This is a genomic window from Mucilaginibacter rubeus, from assembly GCF_014643835.1.
GTDB classification, from domain to species: Bacteria; Bacteroidota; Bacteroidia; order Sphingobacteriales; family Sphingobacteriaceae; genus Mucilaginibacter; species Mucilaginibacter rubeus.
In genome coordinates, this window is the sequence record NZ_BMKD01000001.1 from 143,190 (window position 1) to 165,180 (window position 21,991).

A 21,991-nucleotide genomic window follows, 5' to 3' on the forward strand; every position below is an offset into this window, starting at 1 on the left:
TACAATGAAGATTGCACCACAACACGTAGTATCATTAACCTACGATTTGTACGTAGACCGTGAAAACACCGGTACCGAAACTTTGGTAGAAAGTACCACCCAGGAACAGCCGCTTACCTTTTTATTTGGTGCAGGACAGATGCTGCCTAAATTTGAGGATAACCTGAGCACACTTTCAACAGGTGATACCTACGAGTTTCGCTTATCTCCCGAAGATGCCTATGGCGTATATGATGAAGAAGCAGTAGCTAACCTGCCTAAAGAAATGTTCCAGGGTACTGAACTGCCTGAAATTGGCAGCATTTTGCCTTTACAGGATAACCAGGGCCACCGTTTCCAGGCTATGGTAGTTTCAATTGCCGAAGATGCCGTTATTGTTGATCTTAACCACCCGATGGCCGGTCAGGAACTGCACTTTAAAGGTAATATCCTTAACGTACGCCCTGCAACAGCCGAAGAGTTATCGCACGGCCACGCGCACGGCCCCGATGGTCATCACGCTCACTAAGCCCCACCCAACCCTCCCCTAAAGGGAGAGGGCTTTAAATAAAAAGGTTCATTTTGGATAATGCAAAATGAACCTTTTTTATTTTGTTGCTATTAAAGTTTCCCCTTCCGGCGGAGATTTAGAGGGGGCTTGCCTGCTTAATAGAATTCCAGCCCCCCGTCGTTTCTGAATGCGCACTTAATAAGCACACGGCAACCAACTGCTTCGCCGTTTACAGTAGCCGGTACAAAGATTTTATCGGCAGGGTCGGGTACGTCAATGCTCATATTAAAGGTTTTTTTGTACGAACCGCTGTATACATGTACCTTGAATGATGCAAGCCTCCCCAGCGGACTAATCAACAACTCCACTGCACCAAACGATACATTTGGATTAAGGTTCATTAAATCGGGCGGAAGCTTAAAGAGGTTCAGATAGGGGAGGTATCCAAAAAATCTGCCGCCTACTTTAAGTGGTTTGGTTGTTCTGGCCGAATCATTAAGTTTTACATCAACAAAATACTGCAGGTTTGAAGTACTGTCTTCAGGTGCTTCATAGGTGATCTGGTTGGTCCTGTAGTCGAAATTTTGTACCAGGTGTCCGCGGTTGTCGAAAAAGTGCCAAACGCCCGTCCGTTTATCATTATCATAGTAACCGCTGGCCAGGGCATAGTTTTTTTGATAAAGGGCCTGGTATAGCCCCTGCCTTATGCCTCTGTTCGTTTTAAGCACGTTAAACCGTTCAACTACCGAATCGGTGAGGCGACGTTTTACAACAACGGTTTCCGGGGCAGTTTTTGCAGCGGCAGCATCCTTGGTTTGCGCAAATGTGCTGCCGATAAATATTATCGATATAAAGGTTAAAATAAGCTTTCTCAATGCAGGAATATAGATTGTTGTAAATATATAACAGCGGCTCACGTATCTCCAAAAAAAGCGGGATACAAATTATCCTCTGCCACCACGACGACCGCCGCCAAAGCCACCAAAGCCCTTGCCGCCGCCGTTACGCCCGCCCTGCGGACGGCTGCCGGTAAATTTTTGAAGCCGGAGCGTAAAGCTTAACATAAAATACCTGCCCAGCCGGTTGGTGCGCGTATCAATGATCTGGTTACCTACTGCTGTACGGGTTATGCCTTTGTTCTGGTCAAAAATATCAAAAGCCTGGAACCTAAGCGAGGCTATATGTTTGTTTAAAAACTGGTATTCCAGGTAGCTGCTCAGCAGGGTAGGGTTCGCTTTCACGGTACTGCTGAAACCGTGATTGATGGTTTGAGTTAAGCTGTAACCGAGCACCCAACTGTAAAAAAAGTAATTGCGGCCGTCGAGCCCTAATGTCCAGGTTTGGGCATCGGTATTTAATGAGGATGGCAGGCTGTAACGGGTGGTGTTAATGCTGTAATTGGCGCTGATCTCGCTATCCATAATGCTGTCAAGATCAACCCTAAGTTTAACACCCTGGTTAAGCACCCAGTTTTTTCCCTCATTGCGCTGATTTTCAATATATGAAATGTTGTTGTTGTAGCTTGCGCCGCCGTTTAAGGATACAGTGTACTTGCGTTCGGCAAATGGTTTTGAAAAGGAATAGTTGCCGTTTACATTATAAAAACCGTTGGTGTTAATATAGCGGGTTGCCTGTATGGTATTGTTGCCTTTTGTGCTTTGGGTGCTATCGGTAACAGGGGCCGAATTGGTAACTATTTTATCCTGGGTTTCGGCAAATGATAAACTGGCGAACAGTGAATTGCCGCTGGCAATATCAAACTGGTTATAACGCACATTAAAGCTGTTCGTGAATTCGGGTTTCAGGTCAGGGTTGCCATAAACCCTGTTTTGAGGGTTTGAATAATCGGGCTGAAGCTGCAGCTGACTAAATGAAGGCTGGGCATTGGAGCCACTGTAATTAAGTGAAAACGAGTGGTTTTTTGAAAAGTTATAGATAAACCTCGCCGTAGGGATAATATTAAAGGTAGATGTGGAGGTATGAAAATTATGCGATTCCCCCTCGAGCTTTGAAGGCTGAACAGCCAGGCCCAGCGTATAATTATATTTAGGTTGTATCCCGCGAAGGTTTAAACCGATACGATTGGTGATGAACTGGTAGTTATACAAAGTACTCAATGAATCAACGTAGGTTTGATTGCCTGTTGCAGGATCAACCCGGTAGTTGTAGCGGTTATTATCAGTGTTCGAATAATTATAACTGTAATTGCTTTCCAGGTAAGTTGTTTTGCCAATTGGTTCGATATATGAAAAATGCAGGCTTACCCTTTGCGATTGATTATCAGAGTTGATCTGCTGAAACAATGGCGTTACCACAGTATCCTGCCGGGTGGTGTATTTATCGTTCAGGTCCTGATCGTTTTTAGAATAGCTTACATTGGCATTGACGCTGAAATTCCGTCCTTTTTTATGGAACTTGTGGTTATAAAGTACATTAAGGCTGCCTGTTTGTGATGAGTTATTGGTGAGGGCCAGCTCATTGCCGGTAACTAAACTTTGGTTACGGGTATTGCTGAAGGTATCGGTACTCATGTTTTCAGCCGTAGCGTATGAAAAGCCCGGGTTTATTTTGATATAGTTGGATGTATCTATTTTGTACTCGATATTGAAATCAAAACGGTGATTGATACCATGGTTATGGTTAGTGCTGTTATCCATATTAATGATATTACCCGATTGATAAAGATTTTGCTGCAGGGTTGTACTGTTGATATCCCTGTCTTTATCGGCAAAACTATAGCTGCCATAAACCGTTACTTTTTTGCCCCAGTCATCGCGGTAATTGGTGCCTATGGAGCGGTTGGTAGTAATACCGTTGGCCGTACTCACCCCGCCTGCGCTGCTGCCGCCACCCCCGCGCCCTGCCCGGCCTCCGCCGCCACCGCTGCTGCCAAGGTTGAAGCTATTGGTGTTATTGTTATTCCAGGTGCCGATAACCGCCAGCTGCCTTGCATCATAAAATGAATTGGCCGAAAGACGGGCCTGGTACCGGTCATCATTACCAACGCCAACGCTGCCCTGGCCAAAATTACCTTTGCTTTTTCCCTTTTGTATGGTGATGTTCAGGATCTTGTCTGGGTCGCCGGTTTTGATGCCGGTAAGATTGGCCTGGTCGCCGTAATCGTCAATCACTTGTATGTTTTCCACAATATCGGCAGGCAGGTTCTGGGTGGCGGTTTGTACATCGCCGGTAAAATAATCCTTACCATTAACCCGCACCTTGGTAACCTGTTTGCCATGCGCGGTTACATTGCCGTCTTTATCAACACTTACGCCGGGCAGTTTTTTAAGTAAGTCTTCCACCGGCGATCCTTCCCGTACCTTATAGGCGCTGGCCTTATATTCTACGGTATCCTCCTTAATCGTGATAGGGATCACTGCCGAAACAACTACCGTATTTAGCATATTGGTTTGTACCTTTACTTTGATGGGGTCGAGGTTAATGGGTTTGGTATCATTATCCATTACGTAACGGCGGGTAAAGGGCTGGTAACCGATACCGCTGATGGTAAGCTTAAAGTTTTTGGAGGCAACGGCGGGGAAATAAAATGCCCCGGCAGTGCTGGTTGCTACCACTACGCTGTCTTTGTCGGATATCAGTTTTACCGTAATTCCGGGTACGGCGCCCACGCTGTCAACTACCGTACCACGCACTTCGCGGGCTTGCTGGGCATAGGCAGTTGATAAAAAAAGAATACCGATAAACGCGAGCAGTAAGTGTTTTTTCATAGTTTAGGGTCAATTTAGGTTATTGACCATTAAAGTTTAACGAAGGTTTAACTATTTAACCCTATGTAATACTAATGTTGCATATATTGTATTTTAGTGCTTAACCTTATACTATATTACCATATATTATGAACCCCTTACCCGATATAGACGGCTATAAAAGCGTGGCATTTTCGCAGGCCACCATTACCGAACTGATGATCCCTTCGTATTCCAATTTTGGCGGAAAGATCCATGGAGGGATCTTGCTTTCGCTCATGGACAAAGTAGCCTATGTATGTGCCGCCAAACACGCCGGTAATTATTGTGTAACAGCATCTATCGACACTGTGGATTTTTTGCAGCCCGTGGAAGTAGGGGAACTGGTATCGCTTATGGCATCGGTAAACTATGTAGGCAATACTTCGCTGGTGGTAGGGATTCGGGTGATATCTGAAAATATCAAAAACCATTCGGTAAAACATACCAACACCAGCTATTTTACTATGGTAGCTAAAGATGATTTTAACAAGCCGGCCAAAGTGCCCGGCCTGGTTTTGGAAAACCGGGAACAGGTAAGGCGTTTTATTGAAGCCCGCCGCCGTAAAGAGATTAAGCAGAGTTATATGAAAGAGGTTGAACAAATTCAAATGCCCGATAACTACGAGAATTGTATTGAACTGCTGCAGGGCGAGCGGTGCATTGTTGCCGGATAGCTATTGCCTATATTAAGTTTATTGTTAGATTGCAGTCTGAAACTGTTAGCGAATGACAAGGCCCCTTGGTTTATTATTGCTGTTATTAATGCATAGTACTGTTTATGCGCAAAAAACAAGCGGAATTGAGCCGGAAAAATCGCCGTCACTAATCAAAACCATCGACAGCCTTAACAAATTGGTTGAGGAAACCTATGTTGGTGCCCCCTACGAGGCAAGGGTAAGAGCTGAGCATGCCTTGCTGCTTTCGGAAAAAATAAAATATAATGAAGGTACTGGCGCCGCTTTTTTAAATTTAGGGCATGTGTACTGGTCGCAGTCATACTATCCTATCAGTTTGTTTTATTTTAATTCGGCTTTAAATTATCTGCCCAAAAACAAGCCGCTGTTATTGGCCCACTGTTATAGTTCTGTTGGCAGGGCTTATACAGATTTGCAAAACTATAGCAAGGCTATAAAAAATTTAGACATCGCGGCCCGGTTTGCCGGTCATGATCCTAAAATGCTTGCCGAGGTTTATAACGAGCGTTCATTTGTTTACGCCAGGCTTAAACAATATGATAAAGGCATTGCGCTTGCCAAACTTGCCATGCAGCTTAGCCGTACGATAAATGACCGGCCTGCGATATGTATATTATATAGCCGGCTGGCTAATGCTTATCGCTTAAAGGGGCAATATCAACAGGCACTTTCTTATTCAGACACTGCCCTGCAAATGAGTTATATTGTTAATAACAGGCGTTTAAGGGCTATCTCATTTATTGAACGTGCTGTTATTTACAATTTGTTAAACCAGTTTGACAAAGCCATTAACCTTGCAAAAAAAGGTGCTGCTTTATCCGATAGCATCGGTGTTATGGATGGCATCTCGTCGGCTTACAAAACCATGGCCTACGGCTTTGAGCAAAAGCATGATATGGTACAGTCGTTAGCTTATCAGAAAAAGTACACCCAGGCGCTCGATAGCGTTAGCGCTGCCAATAAGCGTAAAAGCACCGAGCTCATCCAGAGTTATTTTGAGCTCAACAGCCGTCTTAATGCTATTGCCGCGGTTGAGGAAAAGGCAGGGCAATACCGCGAAAAAATTCATTTGCAAAAGGTTATAATCATTACACTGCTTATTTCATTGCTGGTTGTAATATTGGCTTTGTCGGTTACCTATTACCTTTATAAACAAAAGCGGGTTTTAAATAACCGGATGCGCAAGCAGCATAAAGCCTTATTAATTCAAAAAGAACTGATAGAAGACCAATCGGCAAACCTGGCAAATATTAATAATCTTAAAGATAAGTTACTGGCTGTAATAGGGCATGACCTGCGTACACCGCTTGCTAATCTGAATTCTATATTACGTTTATACAACACCCGTGTTTTAAGCGATGATGAAGTTCAGGACCTGATGAAGGAAATAGAGCCGGTAGTACAGGGTGCCGAATTAACCCTTTCAAACCTGCTTGAATGGGCGGGCAGCCAAATCAAAGGTGTTAATCTTGAAGCATCAGCAGTCGATATTTATTTAATTGGCAATGAAATCGGGAGGATTTTTAGTTACCTTTTTCAGCAAAAAAATATCAGGTTTGAAAACATGGCTCTACCCGGGATGTGTGTACAGGCCGATGAAAGGCATGTAAAAGTAGTTTTAAGTAACCTGGTTAGTAATGCTATTAAGTTTACGGGCAATTACGGTATTATTAGTTTGCTAAGCACCGTTGATGAAGGTATGGTGGTGATTAGTGTTAACGATACCGGCAACGGTATTCCTGCAGAAAAACTTGGTAAGTTATTTAGCTTTAATACGAAATATACAGCAACAGGTACTTCCGGCGAGAAAGGCACCGGCATTGGTTTGTTTTTATGCAAGGAGCTTATTGAGTTTAACGGCGGCAGGCTTTGGGTAAATTCAGAATTGAACAGGGGCAGTACCTTCAGTTTTAGTCTTCCCTTGGTAACGGATTAAACTTTCCTCAAAAATTATTCCTATTTTAAATTAATGGTCTGCTATACGATTAATGCTTATTAAGTAATATGTAGCTGATATTAACTTTTATAATTTCTTATAAAGAAATTTAATTATTTTGAAAAAGTTTTAATCATTTGTTGGGTAATTTAAATCTATTTATCCCGTTGTTACGTATAAGCAGTAGGTACTTTTTACTATATTGTGACAATTTATAACAATTCTCCGACAATTTTAAACTAATCTCCCAAACACTTAATGGCATTTTTAAACACTGTGCTCGAACCACCTGCATATGGTTGGACAGATGGACTTGGCAACCTCTCAAAACCTACTAACACACAAATTGTAAAAGAATTTTTTAAACGGCTAAATGTATTCAGGGATAAAAAAAACTGGCTTTCGTTTTTAAGCTGGTCGCTGGTGCTGGCTTTAGTGCCGTTCCTGGGGCTGTTCATCTTTAAATATTTCAGTATCACAGGTCTCATTGTTGCCTTTGTGTATGGAATGATCATTATGGGTACCCATGGTACAATCTGGCACCACCGGTATTGCACCCACGGAGCTTATAGTTTTAAAAATAATTTCTGGCGTTTTTTTACCCAGAACCTTACATTGAAGATCATCCCTGAAGAGATCTACGCCGTATCGCACCATGTGCACCACGCTTTATCTGATCAGCCGGGCGATCCTTACAATGCACAAGGTGGTTTTATGTATTGCTTTTTAGCTGATGTTAACCACCAGCCCATAGCACGAAACATGGACGAAGCCACTTACAAAAAATGTGTTAACCTGATGAAACACACCGGGGTAAATACAAATACTTACAAGCAGTATCAAAAATGGGGTACCCTGGCTAATCCAACCCGAACCATAATTGGTATTATACTGAACTGGGGCTTTTGGTTTACAGCTTTCTACCTTTTAGGCGGACCGGCATTAGCCTGTGCTGTATTTGGCTCTGCCGGCATTTGGGCAGTTGGTGTACGTACATTTAACTACGAAGGTCATGGAAAAGGAAAAGATATGCGCCGTGAAGGTATCGACCATAACCGCGAGGATATGTCAATCAATCAGTTGTGGCCGGGTTATGTAGCAGGTGAGTGGCATAACAACCACCATTTATATCCTAAAAGTGCCCGCTCTGGCTTTAAGCCATATCAGTTTGATTTGGCTTGGTGTTATATTAAAATGATGAGTATGCTGGGAGCCGTAAGCTCATACCGCGATTCAAAAGCTGATTTTTTGAAGGAATATTGTACACCTGTTCCGGTAGCAGTACCTGCAGCTGTACAGGTTACCGAAATATTAGTAGCTGCGGAGTAAGCTGTTATTAAATACATTAAAAGGCCATAGCAAGATAAGTGCTGTGGCCTTTTTGTTTGGTTTGCCGCCGCTTTGGCTGCTGTTAGTATTGTCATCGTCATCTTGTGGAAAGAAGAAAAGGCGTGGGATTGTGCGATTCCCTCCCCTGGGAGGGTGTAGGGAGGGGTTTCGTCGATGTGCCTATACCGGAAATAGCAGATGAACCCCTCCCTGCCATTACACATTTCCATCACACCCCTCCCAGGGGAGGGAATTGAAAAACTTTTGCCGTTGTTGGTGTTGTCACCAACAACTATGCGCTGTGCAATTCAACTGGTGATCTCCGCTCTATGTCATCCGATGCGTTAACCTATCTGGTGGTTATTGGTGACAACACCAACAACGGCAATGTGACAATACCAATAACAACGGCGTCCTGTTTTAACCTCCACTCCGTGTTGAAAATACACTTTGTAAAAATCTGGCTATATATCAAAAATGTGGAGAATTGTTAAAATAGTACTATCTTAATAGCGAATTGATTATATACCTTAGTGAACCGATTATAGTGTACACTAAACACCAAACCAATGCGCTGTAAAATATTAAATGTTGTGTTATACATGGCTTGCATTGCCTTGTTTTCTGCTCGCGTTAGTGCTCAGGGCGTAGGAATATTTGAAGGTCAAACCGATGTTGGTACGGTCAAGCATCAGGGCAGCGGTGTATATGACGCTAAATTACAGCAATATACGCTTATTGGTTCAGGCCAGAATATCTGGGCTACGCATGATGATTTTCACTTTGTGTGGAAGAAAATGAAAGGCGATTTCATTTTGCGCACCAACGCCGCATTTATAGGTAAAGGTGTTGAAGCGCATCGCAAGGTTGGACTAATGGTTCGCACCACGCTTGATTCAAATTCAAAACATATCAATGCTGTTGTTCATGGCGATGGCTTAACCTCGTTGCAATACCGTAAAACGGTAAGCGGTATCACCGAAGAAAAGAAGGCATCCATTACCGCGGCCGATGTGATCCAGTTGGAACGCAAAGGTAATACCTATACCATGTCGGTAGCACGAAAAGGTGATTTGTTTGTGAGCGAGGAGGTAACCGGTCTTGACCTGGGTGATGATGTTTATGTAGGCATCTTCATCTGCTCGCACAATGCTGATGTTACCGAGAAAGCGGTATTCAACAATACACGTATCGTCACACCCGCTCCGGCCACATTGATACCTTATAAACAATACTTAGGCAGCGCCATTGAGTTACTTGACCTCGAAAGTCAGAACGCGACAGTGGTTTATCAGTCGCCAAAATCACTCCAGGCCCCAAACTGGACACTTGATGGCAAATCACTTATTTATAACAGCGAAGGTTCACTTTTTAAATTCGATCTTAAATTGCATACACCAACGGTACTCAATACCGGCATCGCTAAAAATAATAATAACGACCATGTGCTTTCCTTCGATGGCAAAATGCTGGCTATCAGCAGCGGCGATGGTGGCCCATCAATAGGATACACAGTTTCGTCGGCCGGTGGCGAGGCTACACGGGTAACCCAAACCGGGCATGGGGCAAGTTATATGCATGGCTGGTCGCCCGATAATAAATACCTCGTTTTTTGTGGCGAGCGCAATAAGGAATTTGACGTTTACCGCATCCCGGCAGGAGGAGGGCCCGAAGAAAGGCTTACTACCACACCTGGTTTAGATGATGGTCCCGAATATTCGCCCGATGGAAAATACATCTACTTTAATTCGGTGCGCAGCGGCCTGATGCAGGTTTGGCGCATGAAAGCCGATGGCAGTGAGCAAACCCAGCTTACTAATGATGATTATAACAATTGGTTCCCGCATATCTCGCCCGATGGTAAATGGATAGTTTATATCACCTTTCTTAAAAGCGAAGTATCCCCCGGCGACCATCCTTTTTATAAGCATGTATATTTAAGGCTGATGCCGGTAGGCGGAGGCCCTTCAAAAGTGGTAGCTTATTTATACGGTGGCCAGGGTACTATCAACACCCCGTCATGGGCGCCGGATAGCAAGCACCTGGCATTTGTAAGTAACTCTGATTTATTGTTCCCTGTATTTCCTATTGCAAAATAACCTTAAACATATAACCATGTATACATCACGCAGATCATTTTTAAAAACCGGCGCAATGGCAGTAGCCGGGGCGGCGCTACTTCCTGATAGTTTATTTGCCGCTACGGATAATAAACTTAAACGGGTAGGGGTGCAGCTTTATAGTGTACGCGATGCCATGAAGGCCGATCCGCAGGGAACGCTTAAAAAGATAGCTGATGCAGGTTATGCACATGTGGAGCATGCAAATTACATCGACAGAAAATTTTACGGCTATACCGCCAAAGAATTTAAAAAGATCCTGGCCGATCTTGACCTTAAAATGCCAAGCGGCCATACCGTAATGACACCTCAGCACTGGGATGCAGCCAAAAATGATTTTACCGATGCCTGGAAGTATACTGTTGAAGACGCGGCCACTATGGGGCAAAAGTTTGTGATAAGCCCCTGGCTTGATGAAAAGGTACGTACAGATACCGATGCCCTGAAACGCACTATGGAGCAGTTTAACAAATGCGGTGAGCTTTGCAAGCAATCATCCATGATGTTTGGCTACCATAACCACAACTTTGAGATCAGTACCAAAGTAGGGGATATTACCCTTTATGATTATATCATCCAAAATACCGATCCGGCTTTGGTGGCCCAGCAAATAGATATCGGTAACATGTACACTACCGGTGGCAGGGCGTTGGAGTTTATCAATAAATATCCCGGCCGTTTCCAGTCCATGCACGTAAAGGACGAAATTAAAGTACCGCCACACGGTGGCGATGATACTGAAAGCACCATTTTAGGTGCCGGGATCCTGCCAGTTAGGGATATTGTAAAGGCCGGGGCAAAAAAAGGCGGCACCTCTTTGTTCATTATTGAGCAGGAAGCATACCAGGGCAAAGACCCAATCGATTGTGTAAAAATTGATTTACAAATCATGAAAAAATGGGGCTATTAATAGTATAAGACTAACTTACACCCGTGAAGATTTAATTTTTACAGCCTTTGATTTTGAATTGTAATTATTAAGTTTGGGAGCACATTATAAATCATATTAAGCCTTTCTCGTTACCTGTTCAGTAAACTAAAAGTTTTGTGACAGATAAATGGGCTTCGCTAAAACAATTTAGTTTAAACAATGGACCGGCGTACCGTCATCAAAAATCTGGCTTTGATAATAGGAGGGGCTGCATTGCTCCCGGCCTGTTCGCAGGATAAAGCAAAGTCGAAGGTTGCACTCAAAAATATTGATATCACTGCCGATCAGGAACAGTTGATAGGTGATGTTTCGGAAACTTTTATTCCTAAAACAACAACACCGGGCGCTAAAGACCTGCTATTGCATTTATTTGTGTTGAAAATGGTGGATGACTGCTATAAAAAGGAAGATCAGCAGGCATTTGTAACTGGCATGGGCCATTTCGCAGATCAATCTCAAAAATTATATAGTAAAACGTTTGACCAGCTTGATACTAAAACCCGCGAAGCATTTTTGCTGGATATAGAAAAGGAGGGCAAGGCGGAAGACGAGGCGGCCAGGAATAGTGGTGATAAAAAAGATGCTGCATCGGCCACGCCTCCTGCCGGCAAATATTCGCCCGAGCTTAAGAAGTTTTACGGCATGGTAAAAAGACAAACCATAAACGGTTATACCAATTCAAAATATTTCATGACTAAAGAGGTGGTATATGAGCTTGTGCCGGGCAGGTACAATGCGCATTTCCCTTACAAACAAAAGCAAGCAGTATAAGTAATGGCTAATTTAAATATCGACAGCGTTAAAGAACGCACTTTCGACGCGATAGTAATTGGCTCGGGAATGAGCGGGGGATGGGCTGCTAAAGAGTTTGCGGACAAAGGACTCAAAACACTGATATTGGAGCGTGGCCGCGATGTTAAGCACATTAAGGATTACCCGACTACCAACATGTACCCCTGGGAGTTTGAACACCGGGGCGAATTGCCGATGGCGGTACAGGAAGCCAATCCTATTGTAAACCGCTGTTATGCTTTTGGAGAAAGCGCCGCGCATTTTTTTGTTAAAGATGCAGAGCACCCATATATTCAGGATAAACCCTTCGACTGGATCCGCGGATACCAGGTTGGCGGCAAATCCCTGCTTTGGGCACGTCAAACCCAGCGTTGGAGCGATTTTGATTTTGAAGGCCCCGCCCGCGATGGTTTCGCGGTAGACTGGCCTATCCGTTACAAAGATATTGCACCATGGTATAGTTATGTAGAGAAATTCGCCGGCATTTCGGGTAACCGTGATGGTATTGCCGAATTGCCGGATGGTGAGTTCCTACCCGCATTCCCATTAAATACTGTTGAAGAATATTTTAGAGATCACGTAAAAAGCAAATATAAAAACCGCCACGTGATCAGCGCACGTTGCGCCCACCTGTCAACCCCTAATCAAATCCACCTTGATCAGGGCAGGGTACAATGCCAAAGGAGAACGATCTGTGAGCGTGGCTGCCCCTTTGGTGGCTATTTCAGCGCTAACGCTACCACTATCCCCTGGGCTTTAAAATCTGGTCACGCCACATTAAGGCCGTTTTCGGTAGTGGAATCTATTATATATGATGATAAGCTGGGTAAAGCTACCGGTGTGCGGGTTATTGATACCAATACCAAAGAAGCTATCGACTACTACGCCAAAGTAATATTTGTCAATGCAGCGGCGTTAAATACCAACCTGATATTGCTTAATTCTAAATCACACCGCTTCCCTAATGGTTTGGGCAATGACAGCGGTGTGCTGGGTAAATATGTAGCTTTCCATAATTATTCGGCCCATATTGGAGCCGAGTATGATGGCGCTAAAGAATGGACAACAGATGGCCGTAACCCTGCCGGCGGGGGGTATATCCCAAGGTTCAGGAATGTGTACAAACAAGAAACCGACTTTTTACGCGGTTATGCTTCAGGCTTTGGCGCTTACAGATCCCCGCAGCGTAGTTGGGACGGCGTAGGTAGCAGTCTGAAAGATAACCTGGCTAACAAAGAGCTTGGCCCGTGGCGTGTAGGGTCGCACATGATGGGCGAAACCATCCCGAAGGAAAGCAATTTTGTAAGTCTTGATGACAAGCAAAAAGATGCCTGGGGTGTGCCGTTATTAAAGATGAACATTGATTACGACGATAACGACGAGAAGATGAAGAAGGATTATGTGGAGCAGTTAACTGAGATGTTCACCAGCGCGGGCTTTACTAACATTAAAGCAAGTACCGATAAACGAGCACCGGGGCTTGATATTCATGAAATGGGCGGTGCCCGTATGGGGAATGATCCTAAAACATCGATATTAAACAAATGGAACCAGGTGCATAGCGTTAAAAACGTATTTGTTACCGACGGCGCCAGCATGACATCAACCTCGTGCCAAAATCCGTCACTAACTTATATGGCCTTTACGGCAAGGGCCGCCGATTATGCCATGAGCGAGATGAAGAAGGGGAACCTCTCCTAAATCCTCTCCAAAGGAGAGGACTTAAAAAGGGCGGCGTAAGGGGGGCTCCCTCTCCTTTGGAGAGGGCCGGGGTGAGGTCCTTCGTGTAAAAAAAACACAATGTAATATTTGGAAAATGAATTTTATTCATACATTTAACGACACAACCAAGTACTAAACAAATTTAACTAATCATATTATTCGTATGTCTGCAAACACTTATGACGCAATAGTCATTGGCTCAGGAATTTCAGGCGGGTGGGCTGCCAAGGAACTAACACAAAAGGGTTTGAAAACCATCATGCTTGAGCGTGGCCGTAATATTGAGCACATTAAAGATTACGTAAACGCAACCAAAGATCCATGGGAATTTCCGCACAGAGGCGGCCGTACCCAGAAAATGATTGATGATTACCCGGTTCTTAAACGCGACTATCCGTTAAATGAAACCAACCTTGACTATTGGGCAAGTGATAAAGATAGTCCTTATACAGAGATTAAACGTTTTGACTGGTTCCGTGGTTACCACGTGGGCGGCCGCTCGCTGATGTGGGGACGCCAATCGTACCGCTGGGCTGATGTTGATTTTGAAGCCAACTTAAAAGATGGCATCGCTGTCGACTGGCCTATCCGCTACAAAGACATCGCTCCGTGGTATAGCTACGCCGAGCAGTTTGCCGGGATCTCCGGTAATAAAGATGGTTTACCTATCCTTCCGGATGGCGATTTTATGCCGCCTATGGAAATGAACGTGGTTGAAAAAGACGTTTCAAAACGTTTGAAAGAATTTTATAAAGAAGCGCGTCACATGATCATCGGTCGTACGGCTAATATCACTGTACCGCATAACAACCGTACCAACTGCCAGTACCGTAACAAATGCTGGTTAGGTTGTCCGTTCGGTGCTTATTTCAGCACACAATCGGCTACATTGCCTGCGGCCATGGCTACCGGTAATTTAACCGTTCGCCCATGGTCTATCGTTACCAAAATATTGTACGATAAGGATACCAAAAAAGCCAAAGGCGTTGAGGTATTGGATGCTGAAACCAATAAAACTTATGAATACTTCGCTAAGATCGTATTCGTAAACGCATCAACCATTAACTCGGCCTGGATCCTGATGAATTCAGCTACCGACGTTTGGGAAGGCGGCTTGGGCAGCAGCAGCGGTGAGCTTGGCCACAACCTGATGGACCACCACCTTAATGTTAGCGCTTATGGCAGGATTGAAGGTTATGAGGATAAATATTATTTCGGTCGCCGTGCAAATGGTTTCTATATCCCTCGCTACCGTAACCTTAACGGCGAAAAGCGTGATTACATCCGCGGTTTCGGTTACCAGGGCTCGGCAAGCCGCGAAGGCTGGAGCCGTGACATTGCCGAACTGAACATTGGCGGCGCGTTTAAGGATGCATTGACCGAGCCAGGTTCATGGCATATAGGTATGGGAGCTTTTGGTGAAACATTGCCTTACCACGAAAACAAGGTTACCATCGACAAAACCAAAAAAGATAAATGGGGCTTGCCTGTTGTTGCCATTGATGCCGAATTGAAAGCAAATGAGCTGAAAATGCGTATCGATATGGAAAAAGACGGCAAAGAAATGCTGGAAGCCATGGGTGCTAAAGACGTGCAAACTTCCAGTACTAATCCGTTCCTTGGCCGTGGCATCCATGAAATGGGTACCGCGAGGATGGGCCGCGATCCGAAAACTTCAGTATTGAACGAGTGGAACCAGGTTTGGGATGCTAAGAACGTATTTGTTACCGATGGCTCATGTATGACTTCGGCTGCATGCCAAAACCCGTCGCTTACGTATATGGCATTAACCGCACGTGCGGCCAACCATGCTGTTGAGATACTAAAAAAAGGTGAAATTTAACCAACATCACATAAAAACAACCTAATAAAAACACCTATGACTGAAGAAAAGGACAAAACCCCAAACCCGTCGAGACGGCAATTTATTAAAAGCAGCGCCATAGCGGCCGCTGGTTTTATGATAGTTCCGCGCCATGTTTTGGGCGGTAAAGGTTTTATAGCTCCAAGCGACAAGTTATTGATTGCCGGCGTAGGTGCCGGTGGTAAAGGGCAAAGCGATATTGCTAATTTTTACAAAAGCGGCAAAGCCGAGATCGCCTTCTTGTGCGATGTTGACGACCGCAGAGCAGCAAGATCACGCAGCGATTTTCCTAAGGCAAAGTATTATAAAGACTGGCGCGAAATGTTTGACAAAGAACACAAGCATTTTGACGCGGTATCGGTTTCAACACCCGATCACAACCATGCCATTATTACCTATAATGCTATGCAGCTGAACAAACACGTTTATGTTCAAAAGCCGCTAACGCATGATATTTGGGAAGCTCGTTTATTGACAGAGGCTGCCAAAAAATATAAAGTGGTTACACAAATGGGTAACCAGGGTTCATCAAATGACGGTACACGCTTAATGTCGGAATGGTATGATGCCGATCTGATTGGCGATGTACACACCGTTTACTGCTGGACAAACCGCCCTGTTTGGCCTCAAGGCATTGCATGGCCACCGCCACAACCAAATATTCCTAAAGAGTTGGATTGGGACCTGTGGTTAGGAACAGCACCTAAAAAAGATTACGTTGATAAACTGGTACCATTTAACTGGCGCGGCTGGTGGGATTACGGTACCGGCGCCCTTGGCGATATGGGATGTCACCTGGTTGAAGCTCCTTTCCGCGTGTTGGGTATTCAGTATGCTAAGGATGTACAGGCCAGTGTTGGCAGTGTTTATGTAGATGAGTTTAAAGAAGGCCATTTCCCTGAAAGCTGCCCTCCATCAAGCCACATTACCTTAACATTCCCTAAAACTGAAAAAACTAAAGGCGATGTTACCCTGCACTGGATGGACGGTGGTATCCAACCAGAAAGGCCTGCTGAATTATTAGCGAGCGAAGATTTTGGCGGTGAAGAAGGTAACGGTACACTGTTTATCGGTACAAAAGGTAAAATGTATGCGAGCACCTATTCTGATGCAGCGACATTATTGCCGAAATCGCTTACCAAAAGCGCTAAAGCTCCGCAGAAATGGGCACGTGTACCTGGCGGCGCTAACGGCCACTATGCACAGTGGGTTGAAGGCTGTATTGCTGGTTACGGTAAAACAGAGCTAAGCTCATCGTTTGATAAAGCTGGTCCGCTTACTGAGGCTTTATTGATGGCTAACCTTGCGGTTCGCGGTCATGAGCTAAATGGCGGCAGGGTAAAATTAGTTTGGGATAACCAGGCTATGAAAGTTACCAACTTTGATGCTGTTAATCAATATATTAAACGCGATTACCGCGAAGGTTTCGTGTTAAAAGCGTAAACAAAATAATTAGTGAATTAGTGAGTTAGTGAATTAGTGATTGAAAAATTGCTGTCACTAATTCTCTAATTCCTCAATTAATTAAAATCACTAATTCATTAATTCACTAAATCAATACTAATTTATGAATAGAAGAGAAGCGATAGGCAGGGTAGGTTTGATCCTTGGCGGTACCATCATCGGCGCCGAGTTTTTCATCTCCGGATGTAAACCATCTTCGCCGAAAGTAAACGACCTTTTTACACAGGATGATGTGGCCCTGATGGATGAAATCGGTGAAACCATTTTACCTGCAACTTCAACCCCGGGTGCTAAAGCTGCCGAAATTGGCAAATTTATGACCGTAATGGTACAGGATTGCTATACTGCCGATGATCAGAAAATTTTCACTAAAGGCCTTAAAGACCTGAATGATGCGAGCGACAAAAAATTTGGCAAAAAGTTTTTAGAGGCTACACCTGAGCAACGTACAGAACTGTTAACCGAGCTTGACAAAGAGCAAAAAGCCTATACCAAAACAAAAAAACCGGAAGATCCTAACCATTACTTCAGGATGCTGAAGGAATTAACCCTGCTGGGTTTCTTCACTTCAAAACCGGGTGCCACACAGGCCTTACGTTATATAGCCGTTCCTGGTAAATATGACGGTAACCTGCCATACAAAAAAGGTGATAAAGCCTGGGCAACCTAAAAAATTGCAATATCAATTGATTATACCTTTGATTTTTATAAAATTTGAATTGCTATCAAAAACAGCATTATGTAATAATGCTGTTTTTGATGTATACAATCGATTGAGAAGCGTTTAATCATCAAAAAACATCAACCCCAACAAAAACAAATGAAATTAAGATTAGGAATGATAGGCGGCGGACAAGGTGCCTTTATTGGTGCCGTACACCGCATAGCTGCCCGTATTGATGGCGAATATGAACTGGTTTGCGGTGCTTTTAGCAGTAATGCCGAAAAATCGCAGGCCAGCGGTCTTTTGCTTGGTTTACCGGCAAGCCGCTCATATAGCTCATACCAGGAACTTATTGAAAAAGAAAAGCAACTGCCCGAGGATGAACGTGTGCAGGTGATCAGCATTGTAACGCCCAATCATGTGCATTTTGCCCCAACCAAAATGGCACTCGAAAATGGTTTTCATGTGGTGCTTGATAAACCGATGACCTTTTCACTTGAAGAAGCTAAGGAACTGGAGAAAGTAGTAAGTGCATCGGGTAAACTTTTTTGCCTTACGCATACTTACACCGGCTATCCAATGGTTAAAGAAGCCAAGCAACTGATCAAAGCAGGTAAGATAGGAACCGTTAGAAAAGTTTATGTTGAATATCCGCAGGGATGGTTGAGCAGCTTTTTAGAAGGAGAAGATAACAAGCAAGCCTCATGGCGTACCGATCCGGGTAAAAGCGGGATTGCAGGTGCCATGGGCGATATCGGTACACACGCATTTAACCTGGCCGAGTATGTTACCGGCTTACAGGTTACTAAAATTTGTGCGGATATTAACATCGTAGTTGAAGGCCGCAAGCTTGATGATGACGGCGCGGCGTTGTTAAAATTTAACAATGGTGCAAGCGGCGTGCTCACGGCTACCCAAATTGCAGCCGGCGAAGAAAATAATGTGAAGATAAGGGTTTATGGTGAAAAAGGCGGTTTGGAATGGCACCAGAGCGATGCTAACTCGCTTACGGTGATGTATACTGATAAACCTGCCGAAACCTGGCGCACCGGTGGTGGTTATACCAGCTCATTCGCGCAGCATAATACACGTACGCCTGCCGGTCACCCCGAAGGTTATCTGGAGGCATTCGCCAACCTGTACCGTAATTTTGCTTTGACTGTTAAAGCCGGTTTAGAAGGTAAGCAGGCCACTCCCGAAGAACTTGATTTTCCGGGTATCGAAGAAGGCGTTCGGGGAATGGCCTTTATCGAAAATGTGATAGCATCAGGTAAATCGGACGTTAAATGGACTGATTTCACTATTTAATCCACCATCTATTTAAAACAAAAAACATGACTACTATAAAAGGACCTGGCATATTTATAGCACAGTTTATAGGCGACGCGGCACCATTTAACAGCCTGGAATCTATTTGCCAGTGGGCAGCGGGTTTAGGCTACAAAGGTGTGCAACTGCCAACAAATGATACCCGTTTCATCGATTTGCAAAAAGCAGCCGAGAGCAAAACTTATGCTGACGAAATTAAAGGTATAGTTAATGCCGCGGGGTTAGAGATCACTGAGCTATCAACCCACCTTCAAGGCCAGCTGGTAGCGGTAAACCCGGTTTATGACGATCTGTTCGACGGTTTCGCACCCGAGCATTTACGTGGTAACCCGGCCGAAAGGCAAAAATGGGCTGTGCAGCAATTGAAATATGCTGCGCAGGCTTCAAAAAATTTAGGTTTAAATGCTTCGGTTACCTTTAGCGGCGCCCTGCTTTGGCCTATGGTATACCCATGGCCGCAACGCCCTGCCGGGATTGTTGAAACCGCTTTTGGTGAACTGGCTAAACGCTGGACACCGATACTGGATGTGTACGAAGAAAACGGCATCGACCTTTGCTATGAAATTCACCCGGGCGAAGACCTGCATGACGGTATCACTTACGAAATGTTCCTTGATCATGTAAAAGGCCACAAGCGTGCTAACTTGCTGTATGATCCGTCGCACCTTGTATTGCAATGTTTGGATTACCTGGAATATATCGATCTGTACCATGAGCGCATAAAAATGTTCCACGTTAAAGATGCTGAGTTTAACCCAACCGGGCGTCAGGGTGTTTACGGCGGCTACCAGAGCTGGGTTAACCGCGCCGGCCGTTTCCGCTCATTAGGTGATGGACAGGTTGATTTTAAATCGATATTTAGTAAATTAACGCAATATGATTATAAAGGATGGGCTGTGCTTGAATGGGAATGCGCGCTTAAACATCCGGAAGATGGTGCAAGAGAAGGCGCTCCATTCATTAAAGATCATATTATCCGTGTAACTGAACGTGCTTTTGATGATTTCGCAGCATCAGGTTCTGATGATGCTTTCAACAGGAAAACGTTAGGGATCTAATTTTCGATTTCGGAATTCGGATTTTCGATTTCGGATTTATTGAATTTAAAAAACGCGTCATGCCGAACTTGTTTCGGCACCCCATAAGATAGGTATGCGAGTGCTTAGTATGGCTGCCTGGCAAGTGGGATGCTGAAGCAAGTTCAGCATGACGACATGAATTCAGACTTACGAAGTTTTTAAAACTTCGTAAGTCTGGATCTACAAATGCCAGATCAAAAACGGGTGTCATGGGTAGCCTGTCGAAGCATAGTGGGTTAGGCCTCTGCGCACGACCCTTCGACAAGCTCAGGGTGACATGCCTGCGCCCTGGTGTAATTAATGATTCGGCCTGTAAAGATGGGATTTACCAACCGGCGAATACAGCTGAAACAATTCAGTAAAAGCATTTTGATACAGCCAATTAACCAATTATCAAATAACCTTAAATAATTTAAAATGCAAACTATTAACCGTACACAGCTATTCAGGGCAAGCTGCCTGTCGTTGCTGGTAACCTCATTATCATTCGGTATCCGTGCCGGGATTTTGAATGACCAGGGCGTAAGATTTCATTTGAACGCTTCGCAACTGGGTACCATTGCAGCAACCGCTTTCTGGGGCTTTCCGCTGGCTATCATTGTAGGCGGCTTTATTGTCGATATCATTGGTATGAAAAAGCTGCTGGTGTCAGCCTTCGTATTTCACCTGGTGGGGATCCTGCTTACCATTTTTGCCAATGGCTACTGGACGCTGTTTCTTTCTACCTTAATGATTGGTATTGCTAATGGTACGGTTGAGGCTTCATGTAACCCGCTTGTAGCTTCGCTATATACAGATAATAAAACTACAAAGCTTAATCACTTTCACCTCTGGTTTCCGGCAGGCATAGTAATAGGTACTTTAATAGTATTCGGTCTGGATACCACTTTGGCCCATGGCGTATCGCCCAAACCATACTGGATCTCGCAGGTTGAAATTGCTTTGATGCTGATCCCTACCATTGCTTATGGGTACCTGTTCTCGAAATTGGATTTCCCGGTTACCGAGCGTGTATCTGCCGGTGTAAGTACCGAGGATATGTATAAGGCATTGATCAATCCCTTGTTCCTGTTCATGATCATTTGTATGTTCGGAACAGCTATTACCGAATTATTCACCAACCAGTGGACTGACGTTTTATTCAAAACAGTTACGGACAACGCCATCCTTATTTTAACTTTTGTTGCCTCGGTACAGGTATTGGGCCGCGCGTTTGCAAGCCCGATAGTTCATCGTTTGGCACCTCAGGGAGTGCTGCTAATCTCGGCCATATTATCGGCATTGGGCATTTATCTGATGGTACACCTGCATGGTGATGCTATTTACTTCGCAGCAGTAGTTTTTGGTTTAGGGGTAGCGTTCTTTTGGCCTTGCATGATAGGCTTTGTGGCCGAAAACCTGCCGCGTACCGGTGCTGTAGGCCTAAACCTGATGGGCGGCGCGGGCATGTTCGGAGTGTCTATTTATATGATATTTATGGGCGGTTTTTACGATAAAATAATGGCTTCGAAATTACCGGCAGGTGCCAGTCTGGATGCTTACCGTTCGGCGCCGGCTGGCTCTGAAATGGCGAAGGCGTTCGATGCCGCACGGTCGGCGGCCGGTCCGGAAGTGTTAAACACAACCCTGATTATACCGGTTGTATTAATCGTGGCATTTATAGGATTGGTAATTTACATGCGCTCACGTAAAAAAACTGCTTCATTAGGCGCTATATCGGTTTAATAGGGTTTTAATTATGATAAAAAATTGTAATTTTCGCCTCATTAACCAACCCAATTAAAATTACATGATGAAAAATAGCAGGAGCTTTGTTAAGGAACAGAT

At 44.4% G+C, this 21,991-nt stretch carries 16 protein-coding genes; 14 read left to right on the forward strand and 2 right to left on the reverse strand.

Annotated features, from left to right (window positions below; all coding sequences use genetic code 11):
- The first annotated feature begins 4 nt into the window (after positions 1-4).
- The gene (locus IEX80_RS00640; protein WP_090524571.1) at positions 5-508 is read left to right on the forward strand and encodes an FKBP-type peptidyl-prolyl cis-trans isomerase; all 504 of its coding nucleotides are present in this window, start codon (positions 5-7) and stop codon (positions 506-508) included.
- A gap of 137 nt (positions 509-645) precedes the next feature.
- Here IEX80_RS00640 and IEX80_RS00645 read toward each other — a convergent pair whose 3' ends face one another.
- The gene (locus IEX80_RS00645) at positions 646-1,365 is read right to left on the reverse strand and encodes a toxin-antitoxin system YwqK family antitoxin (protein WP_188831612.1); all 720 of its coding nucleotides are present in this window, start codon (positions 1,363-1,365) and stop codon (positions 646-648) included.
- Positions 1,366-1,434: 69 nt separating this feature from the next.
- Positions 1,435-4,218 (reverse strand): TonB-dependent receptor, encoded by a 2,784-nt coding sequence (locus IEX80_RS00650; protein WP_188831613.1) that lies wholly within the window; start codon positions 4,216-4,218, stop codon positions 1,435-1,437.
- Positions 4,219-4,346: 128 nt separating this feature from the next.
- On the opposite strand from IEX80_RS00650, the gene IEX80_RS00655 reads away from it, so the two are divergent.
- From IEX80_RS00655 to IEX80_RS00715, 13 genes are all read left to right on the forward strand, one after another.
- Positions 4,347-4,913 carry an acyl-CoA thioesterase gene (locus IEX80_RS00655; RefSeq protein WP_090524579.1) on the forward strand — a complete coding sequence of 189 codons (567 nt, stop codon included), beginning with the start codon at positions 4,347-4,349 and terminating at the stop codon, positions 4,911-4,913.
- 52 nt (positions 4,914-4,965) lie between these two features.
- Positions 4,966-6,870 carry a tetratricopeptide repeat-containing sensor histidine kinase gene (locus IEX80_RS00660; protein WP_188831614.1) on the forward strand — a complete coding sequence of 635 codons (1,905 nt, stop codon included), beginning with the start codon at positions 4,966-4,968 and terminating at the stop codon, positions 6,868-6,870.
- Between the two features lie 258 nt (positions 6,871-7,128).
- Complete coding sequence (locus IEX80_RS00665; RefSeq protein ID WP_188831615.1) at positions 7,129-8,199, forward strand: fatty acid desaturase; 1,071 nt, start codon at positions 7,129-7,131, stop codon at positions 8,197-8,199.
- A gap of 569 nt (positions 8,200-8,768) precedes the next feature.
- A complete protein-coding gene (locus IEX80_RS00670) occupies positions 8,769-10,298 on the forward strand; it encodes a TolB family protein (RefSeq protein ID WP_188831616.1) in 1,530 nt (509 codons plus the stop codon).
- A 16-nt stretch (positions 10,299-10,314) separates the two neighbouring features.
- The gene (locus IEX80_RS00675; protein WP_090526169.1) at positions 10,315-11,229 is read left to right on the forward strand and encodes a TIM barrel protein; all 915 of its coding nucleotides are present in this window, start codon (positions 10,315-10,317) and stop codon (positions 11,227-11,229) included.
- A 180-nt stretch (positions 11,230-11,409) separates the two neighbouring features.
- On the forward strand, positions 11,410-12,021 hold the full coding sequence (locus IEX80_RS00680) for a gluconate 2-dehydrogenase subunit 3 family protein (protein WP_188831617.1): 612 nt from the start codon (positions 11,410-11,412) through the stop codon (positions 12,019-12,021).
- 3 nt (positions 12,022-12,024) lie between these two features.
- Complete coding sequence (locus IEX80_RS00685) at positions 12,025-13,743, forward strand: GMC oxidoreductase (protein WP_090524589.1); 1,719 nt, start codon at positions 12,025-12,027, stop codon at positions 13,741-13,743.
- Between the two features lie 184 nt (positions 13,744-13,927).
- Entirely contained in the window at positions 13,928-15,607 is a 1,680-nt protein-coding gene (locus IEX80_RS00690; RefSeq protein ID WP_176623859.1) for a GMC oxidoreductase, read from the forward strand.
- Positions 15,608-15,643: 36 nt separating this feature from the next.
- The gene (locus tag IEX80_RS00695; RefSeq protein ID WP_188831618.1) at positions 15,644-17,071 is read left to right on the forward strand and encodes a Gfo/Idh/MocA family protein; all 1,428 of its coding nucleotides are present in this window, start codon (positions 15,644-15,646) and stop codon (positions 17,069-17,071) included.
- Positions 17,072-17,195: 124 nt separating this feature from the next.
- Positions 17,196-17,762, forward strand: coding sequence for a gluconate 2-dehydrogenase subunit 3 family protein (locus IEX80_RS00700; RefSeq protein ID WP_090524595.1), 567 nt, complete (start codon positions 17,196-17,198; stop codon positions 17,760-17,762).
- A gap of 150 nt (positions 17,763-17,912) precedes the next feature.
- Positions 17,913-19,064: a Gfo/Idh/MocA family protein gene (locus IEX80_RS00705; RefSeq protein ID WP_229701470.1), complete on the forward strand. Its 1,152-nt coding sequence runs from the start codon at positions 17,913-17,915 to the stop codon at positions 19,062-19,064.
- A gap of 26 nt (positions 19,065-19,090) precedes the next feature.
- Entirely contained in the window at positions 19,091-20,143 is a 1,053-nt protein-coding gene (locus tag IEX80_RS00710; RefSeq protein WP_176623863.1) for a sugar phosphate isomerase/epimerase family protein, read from the forward strand.
- Positions 20,144-20,581: 438 nt separating this feature from the next.
- Positions 20,582-21,889 carry an MFS transporter gene (locus tag IEX80_RS00715; protein WP_090524599.1) on the forward strand — a complete coding sequence of 436 codons (1,308 nt, stop codon included), beginning with the start codon at positions 20,582-20,584 and terminating at the stop codon, positions 21,887-21,889.
- Positions 21,890-21,991: the final 102 nt, after the last annotated feature.

Coding starts and splice junctions, on each gene's coding strand:
- IEX80_RS00655 (WP_090524579.1), top strand. CDS start 4,347: ATGAACCCCTTACCCGATATAGACGGCTATAAAAGCGTGGCATTTTCG.
- IEX80_RS00715 (WP_090524599.1), top strand. CDS start 20,582: ATGCAAACTATTAACCGTACACAGCTATTCAGGGCAAGCTGCCTGTCG.
- IEX80_RS00700 (WP_090524595.1), top strand. CDS start 17,196: ATGAATAGAAGAGAAGCGATAGGCAGGGTAGGTTTGATCCTTGGCGGT.
- IEX80_RS00670 (WP_188831616.1), top strand. CDS start 8,769: ATGCGCTGTAAAATATTAAATGTTGTGTTATACATGGCTTGCATTGCC.
- IEX80_RS00680 (WP_188831617.1), top strand. CDS start 11,410: ATGGACCGGCGTACCGTCATCAAAAATCTGGCTTTGATAATAGGAGGG.
- IEX80_RS00690 (WP_176623859.1), top strand. CDS start 13,928: ATGTCTGCAAACACTTATGACGCAATAGTCATTGGCTCAGGAATTTCA.
- IEX80_RS00665 (WP_188831615.1), top strand. CDS start 7,129: ATGGCATTTTTAAACACTGTGCTCGAACCACCTGCATATGGTTGGACA.
- IEX80_RS00685 (WP_090524589.1), top strand. CDS start 12,025: ATGGCTAATTTAAATATCGACAGCGTTAAAGAACGCACTTTCGACGCG.
- IEX80_RS00695 (WP_188831618.1), top strand. CDS start 15,644: ATGACTGAAGAAAAGGACAAAACCCCAAACCCGTCGAGACGGCAATTT.
- IEX80_RS00675 (WP_090526169.1), top strand. CDS start 10,315: ATGTATACATCACGCAGATCATTTTTAAAAACCGGCGCAATGGCAGTA.
- IEX80_RS00650 (WP_188831613.1), bottom strand. CDS start 4,218: ATGAAAAAACACTTACTGCTCGCGTTTATCGGTATTCTTTTTTTATCA.
- IEX80_RS00640 (WP_090524571.1), top strand. CDS start 5: ATGAAGATTGCACCACAACACGTAGTATCATTAACCTACGATTTGTAC.
- IEX80_RS00705 (WP_229701470.1), top strand. CDS start 17,913: ATGAAATTAAGATTAGGAATGATAGGCGGCGGACAAGGTGCCTTTATT.
- IEX80_RS00710 (WP_176623863.1), top strand. CDS start 19,091: ATGACTACTATAAAAGGACCTGGCATATTTATAGCACAGTTTATAGGC.
- IEX80_RS00660 (WP_188831614.1), top strand. CDS start 4,966: ATGACAAGGCCCCTTGGTTTATTATTGCTGTTATTAATGCATAGTACT.